The following is a 16222-nucleotide window of genomic DNA, read 5'->3' as shown; positions in this document are numbered from 1 at the left end:
GCACAAGGGCTGCAGGAAACTCCAGGTCACAGGCGCGCCCACGCATCTGCGCTCATCCCACCCGCACCCCCAGCGCCGCCGCGAACACCTCCGCCAGGTCCATCAGCTGGCCTGGGCCGATGACCGCGCCGGAGAGCCGGTCCACCCCGGCGGCGATCTCCAGGGGCTCCGCGCCACGCAGGTCGACGTCCTCGAGGGTGGCCCCGGTGAAGTCGGCGCCCTTCAGAGCGCAGCCCGTGAACTCCACCCGCTCCAGGCGGGCGCCGCCGAAGTCGGGTTCCACCAGGACGCAGTTCTCGAAGACGACGTCTCTCAGGCGCGCCTTGCGCAGGTTGAGGTACTCCAGCTTGCCGCCCCGGATCACCACCCGCTCCAGCACCGCCCCGTGCAACTGCGCGCCGCCGAGCCGGGGCTCCGTCACCTCCACGTCCCGCAGCGTCGCCCCGGCCAGGTCCGTGCCGACGCCCCGCACCCCGGTGACGGCCGAGTCGAGGAACCGGGCGTTTCTCAGCCGGGTCTCGGTCACGGTGCAGGACGTGAGGACGCAGTCCATGAAGCGGGCCCCGGCGCCGTCCTGACCGGTGAGGTCGCCGTCGCGGAACTCCACACCGTCGTAGTCCCCGTCGGGCTCCAGGCCCGCGCCGCCGTACGGCTCCAGTGACGGCAGCCGCAGCTCCGGCCGCCGCGCCGGCTTCACATCACTCCCGTTCCGCACCATGCCCTCATGCTGCACCCCACCACTGACAACGCCGTGCGGCGGCAGCGGCGCCGGGCGTCTCCCACCGCCCTGACCGGCGAAGAATCCGCCGATGTCACATTCGGGACCCCCTCGTCGGTCTTACCTGAGGAGACAGAGCAGCGACCCTAGGGAGACCCACCCCATGCACCGCATCACCGTCATCGGCGGCGGCTTCGCCGGACTCACCGCGGCGATCACCGCCGCGGAAGCGGGCGCCAAGGTCACCATCCACGAGGCGCACCACACGCTCGGCGGGCGGGCCCGGACCGCGGAGGGGCCGTACCGGACCAACGAGGGCCCGCACGCGCTCTACAACGGCGGCCCGCACTGGACCTGGCTGCGCCGGCGCGACCTGATCGGCCCGCTCGCCCCGCTCCCGCCCCTGGAGGCCGCCCGGCTGCGGCTGCGCCACCACGGGGCGCTGCGCCGCACCCCGCCGTTCGCGATGCTGAAGCTGCTGCGCCCCGGCGCCCGGCAGGCCCCCGTCGACACCGACTTCCTGACCTGGGCGACCGAGCAGGCCGGCGAGGAGGGCGCCCGCGCGGCGGCCCACTACTCAGCCGTCGCGCTGTTCCACCACGACCCGGGCTCCCTGTCCGCGGCGTTCGTGCAGGAACGGCTCCGCCGGGCCACCAAGCTGCCGCCGGAGGCGCACTACCCGCGCGGCGGGTGGGCGAGCCTCATCGACCGGATGGCCGGACGCGCCTGGAACCTGGGGGTCCGCATCGAGACGCTGTCCCGCGTGGACACCCTGCCCACCGACACGCCCGTCATCGTCGCCACCTCCCTGGACGCGGCCCGCCGCCTGCTCGGGGACGACTCGCTGACCTGGCCGAGCGGCCGTACGGCCCTGCTCGACCTGGCGGTGCGCACCCGGCGCGGCGACGCGTTCGCCGTCTCCGACCTGGACGCGCCCGGCTGGCTGGAGCGGTTCACCGCGCAGGACCGCACCCTCGCCCCGGCGGGCGAGCAGCTGATCCAGGGTCAGTTCCCCATCGGCCCGGGCGAGTCCCGCGCGGACGGCATCGCCCGCGCCGAGCAACTGCTCGACCTGGCCTTCGAGGGCTGGCGCGAGCGCGTCACCTGGCGCAGCGAGGCGGTCGCGAACGGCCGTACCGGCGCCGTCGACCTGCCCGGCACCACCTGGCGGGACCGTCCGGCCATCGACCGCGGCGACGGCGTGTACCTGGCGGGCGACCAGGTGGCCGCGCCGGGTGTGCTGTCGGAGGTGTCCTTCACCAGCGCGCTGACCGCGGTGTCGCTGGCGCTCGGCCGGCACGGATCACGCCCGCTTGACCTCAAGCACGCTTGAGGTCGGAGAGTAGGGGGCCGACAAGGGCCGGTGACCACGACCGGCGGAACACGACAGTCCCGGGGGGATTCCATGCGCGCCATCCGTCTCCACGCCTTCGGCCCCGCCGACAACCTCGTTCACGAGGAGGTCGAGGACCCCGTCCCCGGCCCCGGCCAGGTCCGGATCGAGGTCGCCGCGGCCGGTGTCCACCTGCTCGACACCGCGATCCGCGAGGGCATGCGGGGTCCGCTGCCCGAGCTGCCCGCCCTGCCCACCATCCCCGGCCGCGAGGTCGCGGGCGTCGTCGACGCGCTCGGCGCGGACGTCGACGAGAGCTGGCTCGGCAGGCGGGTCGTCGCCCACCTCGGCTTCGCGCCCGGCGGCTACGCCGAACGCGCCGTCACCGACGCCGAGCGTCTGCACGAGGTGCCGGACAACCTGGACTTCGCGCAGGCCGTCGCGATGATCGGCACAGGCCGTACGACCATGGGCATCGTCCAGTTCGCCGAGCCGGGCCCGGACGACATCGTGATGATCCCGGCCGCCGCCGGCGGGATCGGCACCCTGCTGGTGCAGTACGCCAAGAACGCCGGCGCGACCGTCGTCGGCCTGGCCGGCGGCCCCGAGAAGACCGCGCGCGTGGAGGCGAACGGTGCCGACCTCGCCGTCGACTACAAGGACCCGGACTGGCCGGAGAAGGTGCGCGCCTGGCTCGGCGGCCGGCCCGCCACCCTCGTCTTCGACGGCGTCGGCGGGGACGCGGCCCGCGCGTCCGTCGCCCTGCTCGGCCCGGGCGGGCGGCACATCGTCTTCGGCTGGTCCGGGGAAGGGCTGCGCGACGGGTCGGCGTACCTCGTCGAGGGCGTCTCCGAGCAGGTGCTGGGCCCGGTGATGATGCGGAAGGCCGGCGGGGAGAACCCGGTGCGCACCCTGGAGCTGCGCGCCCTCGCCGAGGCCGCCGCCGGCCGGCTCGTCCCGGCCGTGCAGCGCTTCCCGCTCGCCGAGGCCGCCGCCGCGCACCGCGCGCTGGAGACCCGGGGGACGACCGGCAAGGTGGTCCTGGAGCCCTGACCGGGCGGGGCGTTCACGCCGAGTGAGCGGTCAGGGTGCGGTACGTACCATTTCATGGTCTTCTGACCCGCATGAGCGTCCCCCGACGTGACCCGCCCTCCCCCACGACGGCTCCTCCGGCCGCGGACCCCCGCCGCTGGTGGAGCCTGGTGGTCATCGCCATGGCCCAGCTGATGGTCGTCCTCGACTCGACCATCGTGAACATCGCGCTTCCCTCCGCCCAGCGCGACCTGGGCATGACCGACGGCAACCGGCAGTGGGCGATCACCGCCTACACCCTCGCCTTCGGCGGACTGCTGCTGCTCGGTGGCCGGATCGCCGACCTGGTCGGCCGCAAGCGCACCTTCGTCATCGGGCTGGTCGGCTTCGCCACCGCCTCCGCGCTCGGTGGCGCGGCCACCACCCCGGGCATGCTGTTCGGCGCCCGCGCCCTCCAGGGCATGTTCGCCGCCGTGCTCGCCCCGTCCGCGCTCAGCCTGCTCACCACGACCTTCACCGACCCCAAGGAGCGCGGGAAGGCCTTCGGCATCAACTCCGCCCTGGCGGGCAGCGGAGCGGCCATCGGGTTCGTCCTCGGCGGAGTGCTCGCCGAGTACCTGGGCTGGCGCTGGTGCCTGTACGTCAACGTGCTCATGGGGATCGCCGCGCTCATCGGTGCGTACGCCCTGGTGCACGAGGGCCCCCGCCCCGCCGGGGCCCGGCTCGACGTGCCCGGCGTGCTGCTCGGCTGCGGCGGGTTGCTGGCGATCGTCTACGGCCTCAGCGAGGCGCAGCCGAGGGGCTGGGCGGACGTCCGGGTGCTCGGCCTGCTCACCGCCGGCATGACCCTGCTCGCCGGCTTCGTGTGGTGGCAGAGCAGGGCCCGTACGCCCCTGCTGCCGCTGCACATCCTGCGGGACCGCAACCGCGCGGGCTGCTTCCTGACCCTGTGTCTGGCCGTGATCGGCATGTTCGGCATGTTCCTGTTCATGACGTACTACTTCCAGGTCGTCAGGGAGTACTCCCCCGTCACGACCGGGCTGGCCTTCCTGCCGCTCACCGGCTCGATCATCATCGGCTCGACCCAGATCTCGGCCCGGCTCATCCCGCGCGTCGCCCCGCGCCTGCTGGTGGCCCCCGGCATGCTCCTGGCCACATCCGGGATGCTGATCCTGACGCGGCTGACGGTGGACGCGGAGTACGCCACCGAGGTCCTGCCCGCGCTGATCCTCGTGGGCCTCGGCATGGGCCTCACCTACACGCCGGTGTTCGCCAACGCGACCGCCGGGGTCGCCCCCCGGGACGCCGGCGTCACCTCGGCCACCCTCAACACCTCGCAGCAGGTCGGCGCCTCCCTCGGCGTCGCCCTGCTCAACACGATCGCCACCACCAGCGCCGGCGGCTACCTCGCCGCCCATCCGGCCCACCCTGCCCAGCGGGAGACGATCATCCGCCAGAGCCTCGTCCACGGCTACTCGGTCGCCATCTGGTGGGCGGCGGGCATCATGCTTCTCGCCGGTCTGCTCGCCGCCCTGATGATCACCGGCAGGCCCCCTCGATCGAGGCACGGGGCACCGGAGAAGGCCCCGGCGGCACAGTCCGCGGCCTGAGTCTCAGTGCCGCCCCGCCACCCGGTCCGCCCACCGCGCCAGCCGCGACGACTCGGCGCTGTGCGTCACCGTCTCCCGCCGGTCCGCCGTCCGGTAGGTGGCGTACATGCCGTGCACGCCCAGCCAGCGCAGCGGCTCCGGCTCCCACCGGCGCACCTTGTGCCCGACCCACGGCAGCTCGGTCAGCTCGGTGCGCCCGCCCTGCCCGGAGTCCTGCTGGACCAGGTCCCGCAGGGTCCGCCCGGCCAGGTTGGCGGTGGCGACGCCGGACCCGACGTAGCCGCCCGCCCAGCCGAGCCCCGTCGACCGGTCCAGGGTGACGGTCGCGCACCAGTCGCGCGGCACCCCGAGCACCCCCGACCAGGCGTGCTCGACGCGCACCCCGGCGAGCTGCGGGAAGAAGGCGACCAGGATCTCCCGCAGCGCCTCCACGGTCTCCGCCTGCGTGCGCCCGTCGTTGTCGGTCCGCGACCCGAAGCGGTACGGCACTCCGCGCCCGCCGAGCGCGATCCGGCCGTCGGCGGTGCGCTGGGCGTACATGTACGCGTGCGCCATGTCGCCCAGGGTCTCCCTGCCGTCCCAGCCGATCGCCGCCCACTGCTCGTCGGTCAGCGGCTCGGTCGCGATCATGGACGAGTTCATCGGCAGCCAGGTGCGCCGCTGCCCCTTCAGGGAGGCGGTGAATCCCTCGGTGCAGCGCAGCACATAGGGCGCGCGGACGGTGCCGTACGGCGTCACCGCGTGCTTCGGCCGGATCTCCGTGACCGGCGTCGACTCGTGGATGACCACGCCGAGCGCCTCCACGGCCGCCGCGAGCCCCTTCACCAGCTTCACCGGGTGCACCCGCGCCCCGTGCGGCGTCCACGTCGAGCCGACCGCGTCCGCGACCCGGATCCGCCGGGCGGTCTCCCGCGCGCCGTACAGCTCCCGGTCCTTCTCCCCGAAGGCGACCTCCGCCGCGTGGAAGGCCTTCAGCCGGGCCAGCTGCGCGGGCGTGCGGGCGACTTCGAGCACCCCGCCCTTGTGCAGGTCGGCGTCGATGCCCTCCGCCTCGGCGACCCAAATCACCTCGTCGACGGTGTCGTTCATGGCCCTCTGGAGCCGTACGGCGGCCTCGTGGCCGCGCAGCTTCGCGTACCGGTCCCGCCCGGCGACGCCGTTGTACAGCCAGCCGCCGTTGCGCCCGGAGGCGCCGTAGCCACAGAACTTCTGCTCCAGGACGGTGATCCGCAGGAAGGGCGCGGCCTTCTTCAGGTAGTACGCGGTCCACAGCCCGGTGTACCCGCCCCCGACGATCACCACATCGGCGGACGCGTCCCCCTCCAACGGCCTCCTGACCTCGGGAAACCCGTCGGCCGCGTACCAGAAGGAGACTCCGCCGTTCACGACACCGCTGCTCATGGACCCGGACGGTAACCCGCGCGGAGGGCCGGTGTCTCCTTCGGATTCCGTGGAATCCTGCGCGCCCCGGCGGCGCATAGGCTCGTCCCCGTGATCCATGTCCCGGAACAACTCGCCGCGTCGCAGGAGCAGTTCAACGGCGAGGAGGGCCGCGCCTTCGTCGCCCGCCTGCCGGATCTGGCCGCCGCCTTCCTCGACCGCTGGGAGCTGCGGCCGGACGGCCCGTCGATGTACGGCGTGTGCGCCCTGGTCCTGCCCGTGCTCCGCGCGGACGGCACCCGGGCCGTGCTCAAATTCCAGCTCCCGGACGAGGAGACCGAGGGCGAGCCGGTCGCGCTGCGCGCCTGGGACGGCGACGGGGCGGTCCGCCTCCTCGACCACGACCCGGACACCGGCACCATGCTCCTGGAACGCCTCGACCCGGCCCGGATGCTCTCCCACGTCGCCGACAGCCGCGAGGCCGTCCTCGTCATCGCCCGCCTGCTCGCCCACCTCACCGCCCGTCCCGCCCCGCCGGAACTGCGCCGCCTCGGCGCCCTCGCGCCCGTCATGCTGGAGCGGACCCGGCGGGCCCTGGAACGCGTCCCCGACCCGGAGCCGCGCCGCCTGCTCGCCGACTGCGCGGCGGCCCTGCGCGAGGTCGCCGACGAGCCCGGCGACCGCCTCCTGCACTGGGACCTGCACTACGACAACGTCCTCGCCGCCGACCGCGCGGACTGGCTCGCCATCGACCCCAAACCCCTCGCGGGCGACCCCGGCTTCGACCTGTTCCCCGCACTCGCCAACCGCTTCGACGCCGACGAGATCCACTGGCGCTTCGACGCCCTGACCGACACCCTCACCCTGGACCGCCCCCGCGCCCGCGCCTGGACCCTCGCCCGCGTCCTCCAGACCTGCCTGTGGAACCTCGAGGACGACCGCCCCCCGCGCGAGGAACACCTGGAGATCGCCCGACGCGTACGAGAGGCACGGGGCTGACCACGACCACCGGGCCTCGCCTCGCGCTCGATCTCGACGGCCTATCCAAGGGGGCGGTTGATGTCACCCGGAGATGTAGAACGCCCCGGACCGATCACCGGCCGGGGCGTTCGTGCTGTTCAGCGTCAGAGCCCCCTGTCGGATTCGAACCGACGACCTTCGCTTTACAAGAGCGGCGCTCTAACCAGCTGAGCTAAGGAGGCACGCGCGCGTGAAGGACAGCGCGCCCGTGCAGTGTACCCAGCTCCCGGCCGCGCCCTGTCGAAAATTTCCGCGAAGTTCACAGCCGTCCGACTACTGACAGAACAGGTGAACGGCAGGTACCGTCTCGACCCAGTTCGCCCGGTCACCCGTGTGGACTAGACCACCACCTTCCTACAACGGATCGTCCGGCACGTTCCTGCCGGTAGAAGGGGGCCCATTCACCATGGCCACTGTCACGTTCGACAAGGCGACCCGGATCTACCCGGGTTCCGACAAGCCCGCCGTCGACGCCCTGGACATCGAGATCGCGGACGGCGAGTTCCTCGTTCTGGTCGGCCCGTCCGGCTGCGGCAAGTCCACCTCCCTGCGCATGCTCGCCGGCCTGGAGGACGTCAACGGCGGCGCCATCCGCATCGGCGACCGCGACGTCACCCACCTGCCGCCCAAGGACCGGGACATCGCCATGGTGTTCCAGAACTACGCCCTCTACCCGCACATGACGGTCGCCGACAACATGGGCTTCGCGCTCAAGATCGCGGGCGTCAACAAGGCGGAGATCCGGCAGAAGGTCGAGGAGGCCGCGAAGATCCTCGACCTGACCCAGTACCTGGACCGCAAGCCGAAGGCGCTCTCCGGCGGTCAGCGCCAGCGTGTCGCCATGGGCCGCGCCATCGTGCGCGAGCCGCAGGTCTTCCTCATGGACGAGCCGCTGTCCAACCTGGACGCCAAGCTGCGCGTGTCCACCCGTACGCAGATCGCCTCGCTCCAGCGCCGCCTCGGCATCACCACCGTCTACGTCACCCACGACCAGGTCGAGGCCCTGACGATGGGCGACCGCGTGGCGGTCCTCAAGGACGGTCTGCTCCAGCAGGTCGACACCCCGCGCAACATGTACGACAAGCCCGCGAACCTCTTCGTCGCCGGCTTCATCGGCTCGCCCGCCATGAACCTGGTCGAGGTGCCGATCACCGACGGCGGCGTGAAGTTCGGCAACTCGGTCGTGCCGGTGCAGCGCGACGCGCTCTCCGCCACCACCGACAAGACGGTCACCGTCGGCGTCCGCCCCGAGCACTTCGACGTGGCCGGCCCCGACTCCGACCTCGGTGTCGCGGTCACCGTCAACGTCGTGGAGGAGCTGGGCTCCGACGCGTTCGTCTACGGCACCGCCAGCGTCGGCGGCGAGTCCAAGGACCTCGTGGTCCGCGTCGGCGGCCGTGAGGTCCCGGAGAAGGGCAGCACGCTGCACGTCGTCCCGCGGGCCGGCGAGACCCACGTCTTCTCCACGTCGACCGGCGCGCGCCTGTCCGACTGAGCGGCACAACCCCGGGTAATTCACCCAGGTTGACGAAATGGGCTCCGCAGACCCCTGCGGAGCCCATTTCGTTGTCGACAAATACCCCGGCACACTCCTCCATTTCGACCACCGTTCGTCAACACGCCGCCCCGGCCCCGCCCCTTCCCGTCCCCCGAACCGGTGACCAAATGTCGCCAAATCATTACCGGGCGCTACCCTCACGAGCGTGAAGCACTCCACCACCCAACAGACGCGACGCGGCCGGGGCCCCGCCCGCCGGATCGGCCGCTCCCTCGCCCTCGTCCTGCCCGTCGTCCTGGTGCTCTCCGGGACCCTCGCGGTGACGCATGTCAACTGGTCGGGCAGCCCCGAGGGCTCGGTGCTCGCCGCCTCGGACATCTCGGTCGCCGACGCCTCCACCCGCGCCCAGCGCAAGGCCGCCCACGAGGTGCTGCGCGACCAGCTCCTGACCGAGCTGCAGCGCAAGAACCCCGGCGTCGCCCTCACCCACCTCCAGCAGGCCGTGGACGAGCGCCCCTCCCTCGCCAAGCACTGCGTCTCCATCGCCCGCGCCCTCGGCCGCGCCGCCGTCGCCGCCTACGGCCCCACCCGCGCCCAGTCCTTCGCCCGCCCGGTCTGCGACACGTCGTACGCGTCGGGCGTCCTGGCGGCCCATGGCTGAACCCGGTCCCTGGGGGGAGGCGCAGCCGCCCCCTGGGGGCGCGGGGCCGTGTCGGCACACGGCTCCGCCACGCGTGGGCGCGAACGACCACGGACGGCCCGTACGCGCACACGCACACCACCTTCCGAGCCGGTAGGCGCCCGGCGGCACGTACAGTTCGGGCATGACTGATCCGAACGCCGCGACCCGCCCCACCCAGGCGGTCATCCTGGCCGGCGGCCAGGGCTCCCGGCTGCGCCCCTACACCGACGACCGGCCCAAGCCGATGGTCGAGATCCCCGGCACGGGGACGCCGATCATCGGTCATCAGCTCGCCTGGCTCGCCGAGGAGGGCGTCACCGACGTGGTGGTCAGCTGCGGCCACCTCGCCGAGGTCCTCAAGGAGTGGCTCGACTCCGCCGAACTCCCGGTCTCCGTCACCACCGTCGTGGAGAAGGAACCGCTCGGCCGCGGCGGCGGCCTGAAGTTCGCCGCCGCGCATCTGCCCCACCCGGACCGCCCCTGGTACGCCACCAACGGCGACATCTGGACCCGTTTCTCGCTGCGCGAGATGGCCGACTTCCACACCGAGCGGGACGCCGTCGCGACGCTCGCCCTGGCCCGTCCGCGCATCCCCTGGGGCGCCGTCCGCACCGACGGCTTCGGTCACATCACCGACTTCATCGAGGCCCCGCCGTCCACCTTCGAGATCAACGCGGGCGTCTACGTCTTCTCCCCCGGGTTCGCCGCCCTGCTCCCCGAGCGCGGCGACCACGAGCGCACCACCTTCCCGCACCTGGCGCGGGAGCGCCGCCTGGCCGGCTTCCCGATCCCGCACGGGGCGTACTGGCGCGCCATCGACACCGCGAAGGACCTCACGGAGGCGGCGAAGGAACTGGCGGCCCTGGGCCGCTGAACGCCCTCCCCCGGCCCTCTCCCAACCCCCTCTCCGGCCCTCTCGCAGCCCTTCCCCCGGCGCCTTCCCGGCCTCGCCGGCGCCCGCCCGGCGTCCTCCCGCCGAAACCGCCGAAACCGCCGGTCCCGCCCATCCCGCCGATCCGACAGCGCTCCGCCGGCGTACGGCGACGGGGGCCCCGCACCTCACGTGCGGGGCCCCCGTCGCCGTAGGAGGGATGCGCGGGCCGCTACCCGAGCAGGCCCCCGACCAGTCCGGGCCGCCCGGACGACGTCTCGCCGCCGCCGCTGCCGGCCGGCGTGCCCGTGCCGCCGCCGGTGGCGGTGGAGCCGCCGCCGGACGTCGGCCCGGTCGTGGTGCTCGGCGCCTGCTGCTCCGGGGAGGACTGCTGCGGCGGCGCCTGCCCCGCCGTGCCCTGGGTCTGGCTGGGTGCCCCGCCGGTCGTGGCCTCGCGGGTCGCGCCCGGCGTGGTCGTGGCGCCCTCCGTGCCCGCCGTGGGCGCCGAGGTGGTGCCCTGGGTGGGCGAGGAGGTGGTGGCGGACGGGCTGGTGTCCGCGCGGCGCTCGCCGGGCTCCTGCGGCAGCGGCGAGCCGGGCAGCTCGTTGCGCGGCGGCTCGCCGGGGCCGGGTACGACCACCCGGTCGGCGTCGCGCACGGCGCCGCCCAACAGGGAGCCGGCCAGCAGGGTCAGCCCGACGATGACGGCGGTGACGAGGGCGCCGCGGCGCAGCACATAGCGCCGCAGCTCCCAGATGTCGGAGCGCGGTCCGAGGCGGCGCCAGGCGAGCCCGGCGAGGCGTCCGTCCACCGAGTACACCGGCGCGCCCGCGATGATCAGCGGCGACCAGGCGGCGAGGTAGATGATGTCGGGCGTCTCGTAGGCCGGGACGCTCTGCCAGCTGACGGTGACGAGCAGCGCGGCCGACAGCAGCGCACCGCCCACGGCGGCGACCCGCTGCCAGCATCCGAAGACCGTCAGGACACCCACGATGACCTGGGCGAAGGCGATGACGAGCCCGGAGCCGACGGGGTGCTCCAGGGCGAACTGGCGCAGCGGTTCGGCGACTTCCCAGGGGTGCAGGGTGTTGAGCCACTTGACCATGGAGCCGCGCTTGCCGCCGTCGAAGTAGACGGGGTCGCACAGCTTGCCCATGCCGGCGTAGATGGAGATGAAGCCGAGGAAGATCCGCAGCGGGAGCAGGACGACCCCGAGGTTCATCCGCCGCCCGGGGTAGTACGCGTGCCGCGCGGGGTCGTCGGCGTGCCGCCGGCCGCGGGTCTCGGTCCCGGGCCCGGTCTCGTCGGGTTCCGGGTCCGCGTCGAACCGCTCGTCCTCGTCGGGCAGTTCGTCGTACGCCCCCTCCACGGTCCGCATGTGCGGCAGCAGCCGGGTGCCGTCGGTGGGGGTGCGCTGGGCGCCGACGACGGGGGTCTCCACGGTCTGGTCGAGGTCGTCGTACCCGTCGCCGCCGTATCCGGCGCCGGTGTATCCGTCGGTGCCGTAGCCCGTGCCGTCGTAGCCGTCGGTGCCGACGCGCGGGATGACCTGGGTGGCTCCGGCGTCGGCCGCCGAGGGCTCCTCGGCGTGCCGGACGCCCGCCCCGCGCACGGCCTGGAGCAGGCGGTGGGCGCCGGTGTCGTCGGGGGCGGACCTGCCGCTCCAGACCACGGGGCGACGGCGGGCGGCGGCGGGGGCCGCTCTGCCCGCGGCCGTACTCGCGGCGGGGATGCGGGCGGTGTCCTCGGCGGCGCTCAAGTGCCGCGCGACCCGCGGCGATTGCGCTCGCCGCGAGGAGGCGCCCAGCTGCACGCGGAAGCTCACGTGATTGACGATGATCTGCGCCGGATCGCTCGGCACCTTCACCATGCTCAGCGCGGGAGCGTCGTCGAATCCCGACGAGCGGTCCCCCGTGGGTGTGCGGGGTGTTCTGGTGTCCACACTCATCTAACCGAGTGACGTGTGGTTAGGACACTGCTTTCACCCGCCGGATCTGTCCGGACCGCGTCAAGCTTGCCCGGACAGACCCGAATGCCCCTTACGGGTGATCAACCCGCACACCCGTTCGCGGCGTTCACGCCCGGCGGCGTGCCGCCTCGTACAGCACGATGCCCGCCGCCACACCGGCGTTCAGCGACTCGGCGCCACCCGGCATCGGGATCCGCACACGGAAGTCGCAGGTCTCGCCGACCAGCCGGGACAGGCCCTTGCCCTCGCTGCCGACGACGATCGCCACCGGCCCGCCCAGGGCCTCCAGCTCGCCGAGTTCGACCTCGCCGTCCGCGGCGAGACCGACGACCACGACACCGGCCTTCTTGTACTGCTCCAGCGCGCGGGTGAGGTTGGTGGCCCGGGCGACCGGCGTACGCGCGGCGGTACCGGCGGAGGTCTTCCACGCGCCCGCGGTCATGCCGGCCGCGCGCCGCTCGGGGACGACCACGCCGTGCCCGCCGAACGCGGAGACCGAGCGCACCACGGCACCCAGGTTGCGCGGGTCGGTGACCCCGTCCAGGGCGACGATCAGCGGGTCCTCGCCCTCGTCGGCGGCTGCGTCGAGCAGGTCCTCGGGGTGCGCGTACTCGTACGGCGGCACCTGGAGGACGAGGCCCTGGTGGTTGAGCCCGTTGGTCATCCGGTCCAGCTCGGGACGCGGCGCCTCCATGAGGTTGATATTGCCGCGCTCGGCGGCGAGCTGGAGCGCCTCGCGGACCCGCTCGTCGTTGTCGATGAACTGCTGGACGTAGAGCGTGGTGACGGGCACGCCCTCACGCAGCGCCTCGAACACCGGGTTGCGCCCGACGACCAGCTCGCTCGTCCCCTTGCCGCCGGGGCGGCGCTGGGTGCGGCCCTGCGCGCGCCGGGCCTTCGCGGCGGCGGCCCGCTGCTTGACGTGCCCCTTGCGCATCTCGGCGGGCGGCGTCGGCCCCTTGCCCTCCAGGCCCCGGCGCCGCTTGCCGCCACTGCCGACCTGCGCGCCCTTCTTGCCGGACATGCGACGGTTGTTCGCGGCCATGACCTACCTGTCTCTGTGGTGCGTCGGATACGTACGTGTATGCAGTGTGCCGCCCGGGGAGCCGGGCGGCACAGTCGATCATCAGGCGCTCAGCGGGAGCCGAGGCTCCAGCGCGGCCCCTGCGGGCTGTCCTCGATGACCAGCCCGGACTGCTTGAGCTGGTCGCGGATGGCGTCGGCGGTCGCCCAGTCCTTGCGGGCCCGCGCGGACTCGCGCTGGTCCAGGACGAGGCGTACGAGGCTGTCGACCACGCCGTGCAGGTCCTCGCCGCGCTCGCTCTCGCCGGCCCACTGGGGGTCCAGCGGGTCGAGGCCGAGCACGCCGAGCATGGCGCGCACCTCGGCGAGCCGGGCCACCGCGGCGTCCTTGTCGTCGGCGGCCAGGGCGGAGTTGCCCTGCCGGACCGTGGTGTGCACGACGGCGAGCGCCTGCGGCACGCCCAGGTCGTCGTCCATCGCCTCGGCGAAGGCGGGCGGCACCTCGGCGGACGGCTCGACCGCGCCGCCGGCCAGCTCCACCACGCGCTGCACGAAGCCCTCGATCCGCGAGAACGCGGCCTCGGCCTCCTGCAACGCCTCCTCGCTGTACTCGATCATCGAGCGGTAGTGCGGGGTGCCGAGGTAGTACCGCAGCACGATGGGGCGCCACTTCTTGACCATCTCGGAGACCAGCACCGAGTTGCCGAGCGACTTGGACATCTTCTCGCCGCTCATGGTGACCCAGGCGTTGTGCACCCAGTACCGGGCGAACTCGTCGCCGTAGGCCTTGGCCTGGGCGATCTCGTTCTCGTGGTGCGGGAAGATCAGGTCGAGGCCGCCGCCGTGGATGTCGAAGGCGCTGCCCAGGTACTTGTGCGCCATCGCCGAGCACTCCAGGTGCCAGCCCGGGCGGCCCCGGCCCCAGGGCGTCTCCCAGGTCGGCTCGCCCGGCTTGGCCGCCTTCCACATGGCGAAGTCGCGCGGGTCCCGCTTGCCGGTCTCGCCCTCGCCGGAGGGCTGGAGCAGGTTCTCCAGCTCCTGGTTGGAGAGCTGGAGGTAGCCGGGGAAGGACTTCACGTCGAAGTAGACGTTGCCGTCGGCCTCGTAGGCGTGCCCGCGCTCGATGAGCCCGCGCATCATCTCGACCATCTCGGTGACATGGCCGGTGGCGCGGGGCTCGTACGTCGGGGGCAGGCAGCCGAGGACCTCGTAGCCGGCGTTGAACGCCCGCTCGTTCTCGTACCCGATCGCCCACCAGGGGCGGCCCTGGTCGGCGGCCTTGGCGATGATCTTGTCGTCGATGTCGGTGACGTTCCGGATGAACGTGACCTCGTAGCCGCGGTAGGCGAACCAGCGGCGCATGATGTCGAAGTTCAGGCCCGACCGGATGTGCCCGATGTGGGGCGCGGCCTGCACGGTGGCACCACACAGGTAGATCGAGACACAACCCGGCTTGAGCGGGGTGAAGTCACGGATCTGCCGGGCGCTGGTGTCGTACAGGCGAATAGTCACGAGACCTAGGGTAGTGGGCGGAGGAGGGTGCGTGGGTCGTGGCGTTGCCGGTCGGCCGCGGCCCGGTGGGGGTTGGTCGCAGGGGAGACCCCCATCGCGGCGGAGCCGCACGTCAGTACAGCCCCGCGCCTCTCGGGACGGACCACTCACCCCTCTCGCAGCACCAACGCCGTCGCCACCGCCATCAAGCCCTCGCCGCGCCCGGGGAAGCCGAGCCCGTCCGTCGTCGCCCCCGACACCGACACCGGCGCACCGGCCGCCTCCGAGAGGATCTTCTGCGCCTCGTCGCGGCGCTTGCCGATCTTCGGGCGGGGGCCGACGACCTGCACCGCGATGTTGCCGATGCGGAAGCCCGCCGCGCGGACGATGCGGGCGGCCTCCGTCAGGAGGGTCACGCCGGAGGCGCCGGACCACTCGGGGCGGCCCGTGCCGAAGTGCTGACCCAGGTCACCGAGCCCGGCGGCGGAGAACAGCGCGTTGCAGGCGGCGTGCGCGACGACGTCCGCGTCGGAGTGGCCGGCCAGGCCGGGGCCCTCGCCCTCCCACTTCAGGCCCGCGCACCACAGCTCGCGGCCCTCCTCGAAGGCGTGGATGTCGGTGCCGATGCCGACCTGCGGCAGCGGCATCTCGAAGGGGGCCTGCGGGGGCTGCGGGGGCTGCGGGGGAACCTCAGAAGCCATCGTTGAGCCTCCTGCGCGCCAGCACCGCCTCCGCGAGGACCAGGTCCAGCGGCCGGGTCACCTTGAACGCCTCCTCGTGACCCGGCACGACCACGACCTGGACGCCGAGCTGCTCGACCATGCTCGCGTCGTCGGTGACGTCGTCGGTGACCGTCTCGTGCGCCCGCACCAGCGTCGCCCGGTCGAAGCCCTGCGGCGTCTGCACCGCGCGCAGCCGCGCGCGCGACGGCGTGGCCAGCACGGGCTCCGGCTCGCCCGGTACGGCCGCCGGCTCGACCTCCTTGACGGTGTCGGCGAGCGGCAGCGCCGGCACCACGGCCCGCGCGCCCGCGCGCACCGCGTCGATCACGGCGTCCACCGTGTCCACCGGCACCAGGGGGCGGGCCGCGTCGTGGACCAGCACGATCTCGTGCCCGGGCGGCACCGCGTCCAGGCCGAGGCGTACGGACTCCTGCCGGGACTCGCCGCCGGGGACCACGACGAAGTCCGTCCGCTCGGGCAGCGCGTGCGAGTCCAGCAGCGACTTGACCTCGGCGGCGCCGTCGGGCGGCGCGACCACCACGACGAGGGACACCGCGCGGGAGGCGGCCATCGCCCGCACCGCGTGGACCAGCATGGGGGTGCCGTTCAGCGCGCGAAGCGCCTTGGGGGCGCCCGGGCCGAGGCGTACGCCCCGCCCGGCGGCCGGGATCACGGCGGCGACGGAGGCCGCTCCCGGCGAAGGTCGCGAAACGTCAGACATCGTTTCCTGTCAGGTTTGTGTGCTCGGCCTGGTTGGGTATGGCCTGGGGGTACCCCCCGCTCACCGAGCGTGGGGAGTGCCGGGCGCGCAGCCTTGACCGGACCCTTCCGTGACACCGGTCGAGCCGTCGGCCGGGGCCCGGCACGCACAGT

General features: G+C 73.3%; 14 protein-coding genes and 1 tRNA gene. 7 read left to right on the top strand and 8 right to left on the bottom strand.

The annotated features are described in order from the left end of the window. Positions 1-52: 52 nt before the first annotated feature. Entirely contained in the window at positions 53-718 is a 666-nt protein-coding gene (locus tag ACIG0D_RS08630) for a pentapeptide repeat-containing protein (protein WP_399797329.1), read from the bottom strand. Positions 719-881: 163 nt separating this feature from the next. On the opposite strand from ACIG0D_RS08630, the gene ACIG0D_RS08625 reads away from it, so the two are divergent. From ACIG0D_RS08625 to ACIG0D_RS08615, 3 genes are all read left to right on the top strand, one after another. Then, positions 882-2051 carry an NAD(P)-binding protein gene (locus tag ACIG0D_RS08625; RefSeq protein ID WP_399797326.1) on the top strand — a complete coding sequence of 390 codons (1170 nt, stop codon included), beginning with the start codon at positions 882-884 and terminating at the stop codon, positions 2049-2051. A 72-nt stretch (positions 2052-2123) separates the two neighbouring features. Further along, positions 2124-3104, top strand: a complete 981-nt coding sequence (locus ACIG0D_RS08620; protein ID WP_399797324.1) for a zinc-binding dehydrogenase — start codon at positions 2124-2126, stop codon at positions 3102-3104. Between the two features lie 71 nt (positions 3105-3175). Further along, the gene (locus ACIG0D_RS08615) at positions 3176-4693 is read left to right on the top strand and encodes an MFS transporter (RefSeq protein ID WP_399797321.1); all 1518 of its coding nucleotides are present in this window, start codon (positions 3176-3178) and stop codon (positions 4691-4693) included. A 3-nt stretch (positions 4694-4696) separates the two neighbouring features. On the opposite strand, the gene ACIG0D_RS08610 is transcribed toward ACIG0D_RS08615, so the two are convergent. Next, complete coding sequence (locus tag ACIG0D_RS08610; protein ID WP_399797319.1) at positions 4697-6094, bottom strand: NAD(P)/FAD-dependent oxidoreductase; 1398 nt, start codon at positions 6092-6094, stop codon at positions 4697-4699. Positions 6095-6184: 90 nt separating this feature from the next. Between ACIG0D_RS08610 and ACIG0D_RS08605 the strand changes: the two genes are divergently transcribed. Beyond that, on the top strand, positions 6185-7072 hold the full coding sequence (locus tag ACIG0D_RS08605) for an aminoglycoside phosphotransferase family protein (protein ID WP_399797317.1): 888 nt from the start codon (positions 6185-6187) through the stop codon (positions 7070-7072). Positions 7073-7201: 129 nt separating this feature from the next. Here the strand turns inward: ACIG0D_RS08605 and ACIG0D_RS08600 are convergent. After that, positions 7202-7275, bottom strand: a tRNA-Thr gene (locus ACIG0D_RS08600). A gap of 224 nt (positions 7276-7499) precedes the next feature. Between ACIG0D_RS08600 and ACIG0D_RS08595 the strand changes: the two genes are divergently transcribed. From ACIG0D_RS08595 to ACIG0D_RS08585, 3 genes are all read left to right on the top strand, one after another. Continuing rightward, on the top strand, positions 7500-8588 hold the full coding sequence (locus ACIG0D_RS08595) for an ABC transporter ATP-binding protein (protein ID WP_399797314.1): 1089 nt from the start codon (positions 7500-7502) through the stop codon (positions 8586-8588). A 208-nt stretch (positions 8589-8796) separates the two neighbouring features. Next, a complete protein-coding gene (locus ACIG0D_RS08590) occupies positions 8797-9252 on the top strand; it encodes a hypothetical protein (protein ID WP_399797311.1) in 456 nt (151 codons plus the stop codon). A 163-nt stretch (positions 9253-9415) separates the two neighbouring features. Further along, the gene (locus ACIG0D_RS08585; RefSeq protein ID WP_365759278.1) at positions 9416-10147 is read left to right on the top strand and encodes a nucleotidyltransferase family protein; all 732 of its coding nucleotides are present in this window, start codon (positions 9416-9418) and stop codon (positions 10145-10147) included. Positions 10148-10376: 229 nt separating this feature from the next. On the opposite strand, the gene ACIG0D_RS08580 is transcribed toward ACIG0D_RS08585, so the two are convergent. The 5 genes from ACIG0D_RS08580 to ispD form a co-directional block, all read right to left on the bottom strand. Then, on the bottom strand, positions 10377-12092 hold the full coding sequence (locus tag ACIG0D_RS08580; RefSeq protein WP_399797308.1) for a DoxX family protein: 1716 nt from the start codon (positions 12090-12092) through the stop codon (positions 10377-10379). Positions 12093-12219: 127 nt separating this feature from the next. Continuing rightward, complete coding sequence (gene rlmB, locus ACIG0D_RS08575) at positions 12220-13158, bottom strand: 23S rRNA (guanosine(2251)-2'-O)-methyltransferase RlmB (protein ID WP_399797305.1); 939 nt, start codon at positions 13156-13158, stop codon at positions 12220-12222. Between the two features lie 89 nt (positions 13159-13247). After that, entirely contained in the window at positions 13248-14648 is a 1401-nt protein-coding gene (cysS, locus tag ACIG0D_RS08570) for a cysteine--tRNA ligase (RefSeq protein ID WP_399797302.1), read from the bottom strand. Between the two features lie 146 nt (positions 14649-14794). After that, the gene (ispF, locus tag ACIG0D_RS08565) at positions 14795-15328 is read right to left on the bottom strand and encodes a 2-C-methyl-D-erythritol 2,4-cyclodiphosphate synthase (RefSeq protein WP_399797300.1); all 534 of its coding nucleotides are present in this window, start codon (positions 15326-15328) and stop codon (positions 14795-14797) included. Beyond that, positions 15318-16070 carry a 2-C-methyl-D-erythritol 4-phosphate cytidylyltransferase gene (ispD, locus tag ACIG0D_RS08560; protein WP_399797297.1) on the bottom strand — a complete coding sequence of 251 codons (753 nt, stop codon included), beginning with the start codon at positions 16068-16070 and terminating at the stop codon, positions 15318-15320. Before ispD ends, ispF begins: the two co-directional genes overlap by 11 nt. Between the last annotated feature and the right edge of the window lie 152 nt (positions 16071-16222).

The sequence above is a fragment of the Streptomyces sp. NPDC052773 genome, assembly GCF_044547145.1.
GTDB lineage: Bacteria > Actinomycetota > Actinomycetes > Streptomycetales > Streptomycetaceae > Streptomyces.
The sequence above is the reverse complement of the archived record's forward strand: the minus strand, read 5'-3'. Positions and strand labels throughout refer to the sequence as shown.

What these genes read in the sequence shown, in the direction of transcription:
- ACIG0D_RS08630 (WP_399797329.1), bottom strand. Translation starts at nt 718, where the DNA reads ATGGTGCGGAACGGGAGTGATGTGAAGCCGGCGCGGCGGCCGGAGCTG.
- ACIG0D_RS08625 (WP_399797326.1), top strand. Translation starts at nt 882, where the DNA reads ATGCACCGCATCACCGTCATCGGCGGCGGCTTCGCCGGACTCACCGCG.
- ACIG0D_RS08620 (WP_399797324.1), top strand. Translation starts at nt 2,124, where the DNA reads ATGCGCGCCATCCGTCTCCACGCCTTCGGCCCCGCCGACAACCTCGTT.
- ACIG0D_RS08615 (WP_399797321.1), top strand. Translation starts at nt 3,176, where the DNA reads ATGAGCGTCCCCCGACGTGACCCGCCCTCCCCCACGACGGCTCCTCCG.
- ACIG0D_RS08610 (WP_399797319.1), bottom strand. Translation starts at nt 6,094, where the DNA reads ATGAGCAGCGGTGTCGTGAACGGCGGAGTCTCCTTCTGGTACGCGGCC.
- ACIG0D_RS08595 (WP_399797314.1), top strand. Translation starts at nt 7,500, where the DNA reads ATGGCCACTGTCACGTTCGACAAGGCGACCCGGATCTACCCGGGTTCC.
- ACIG0D_RS08585 (WP_365759278.1), top strand. Translation starts at nt 9,416, where the DNA reads ATGACTGATCCGAACGCCGCGACCCGCCCCACCCAGGCGGTCATCCTG.
- ACIG0D_RS08580 (WP_399797308.1), bottom strand. Translation starts at nt 12,092, where the DNA reads ATGAGTGTGGACACCAGAACACCCCGCACACCCACGGGGGACCGCTCG.
- rlmB (WP_399797305.1), bottom strand. Translation starts at nt 13,158, where the DNA reads ATGGCCGCGAACAACCGTCGCATGTCCGGCAAGAAGGGCGCGCAGGTC.
- ispF (WP_399797300.1), bottom strand. Translation starts at nt 15,328, where the DNA reads ATGGCTTCTGAGGTTCCCCCGCAGCCCCCGCAGCCCCCGCAGGCCCCC.
- ispD (WP_399797297.1), bottom strand. Translation starts at nt 16,070, where the DNA reads ATGTCTGACGTTTCGCGACCTTCGCCGGGAGCGGCCTCCGTCGCCGCC.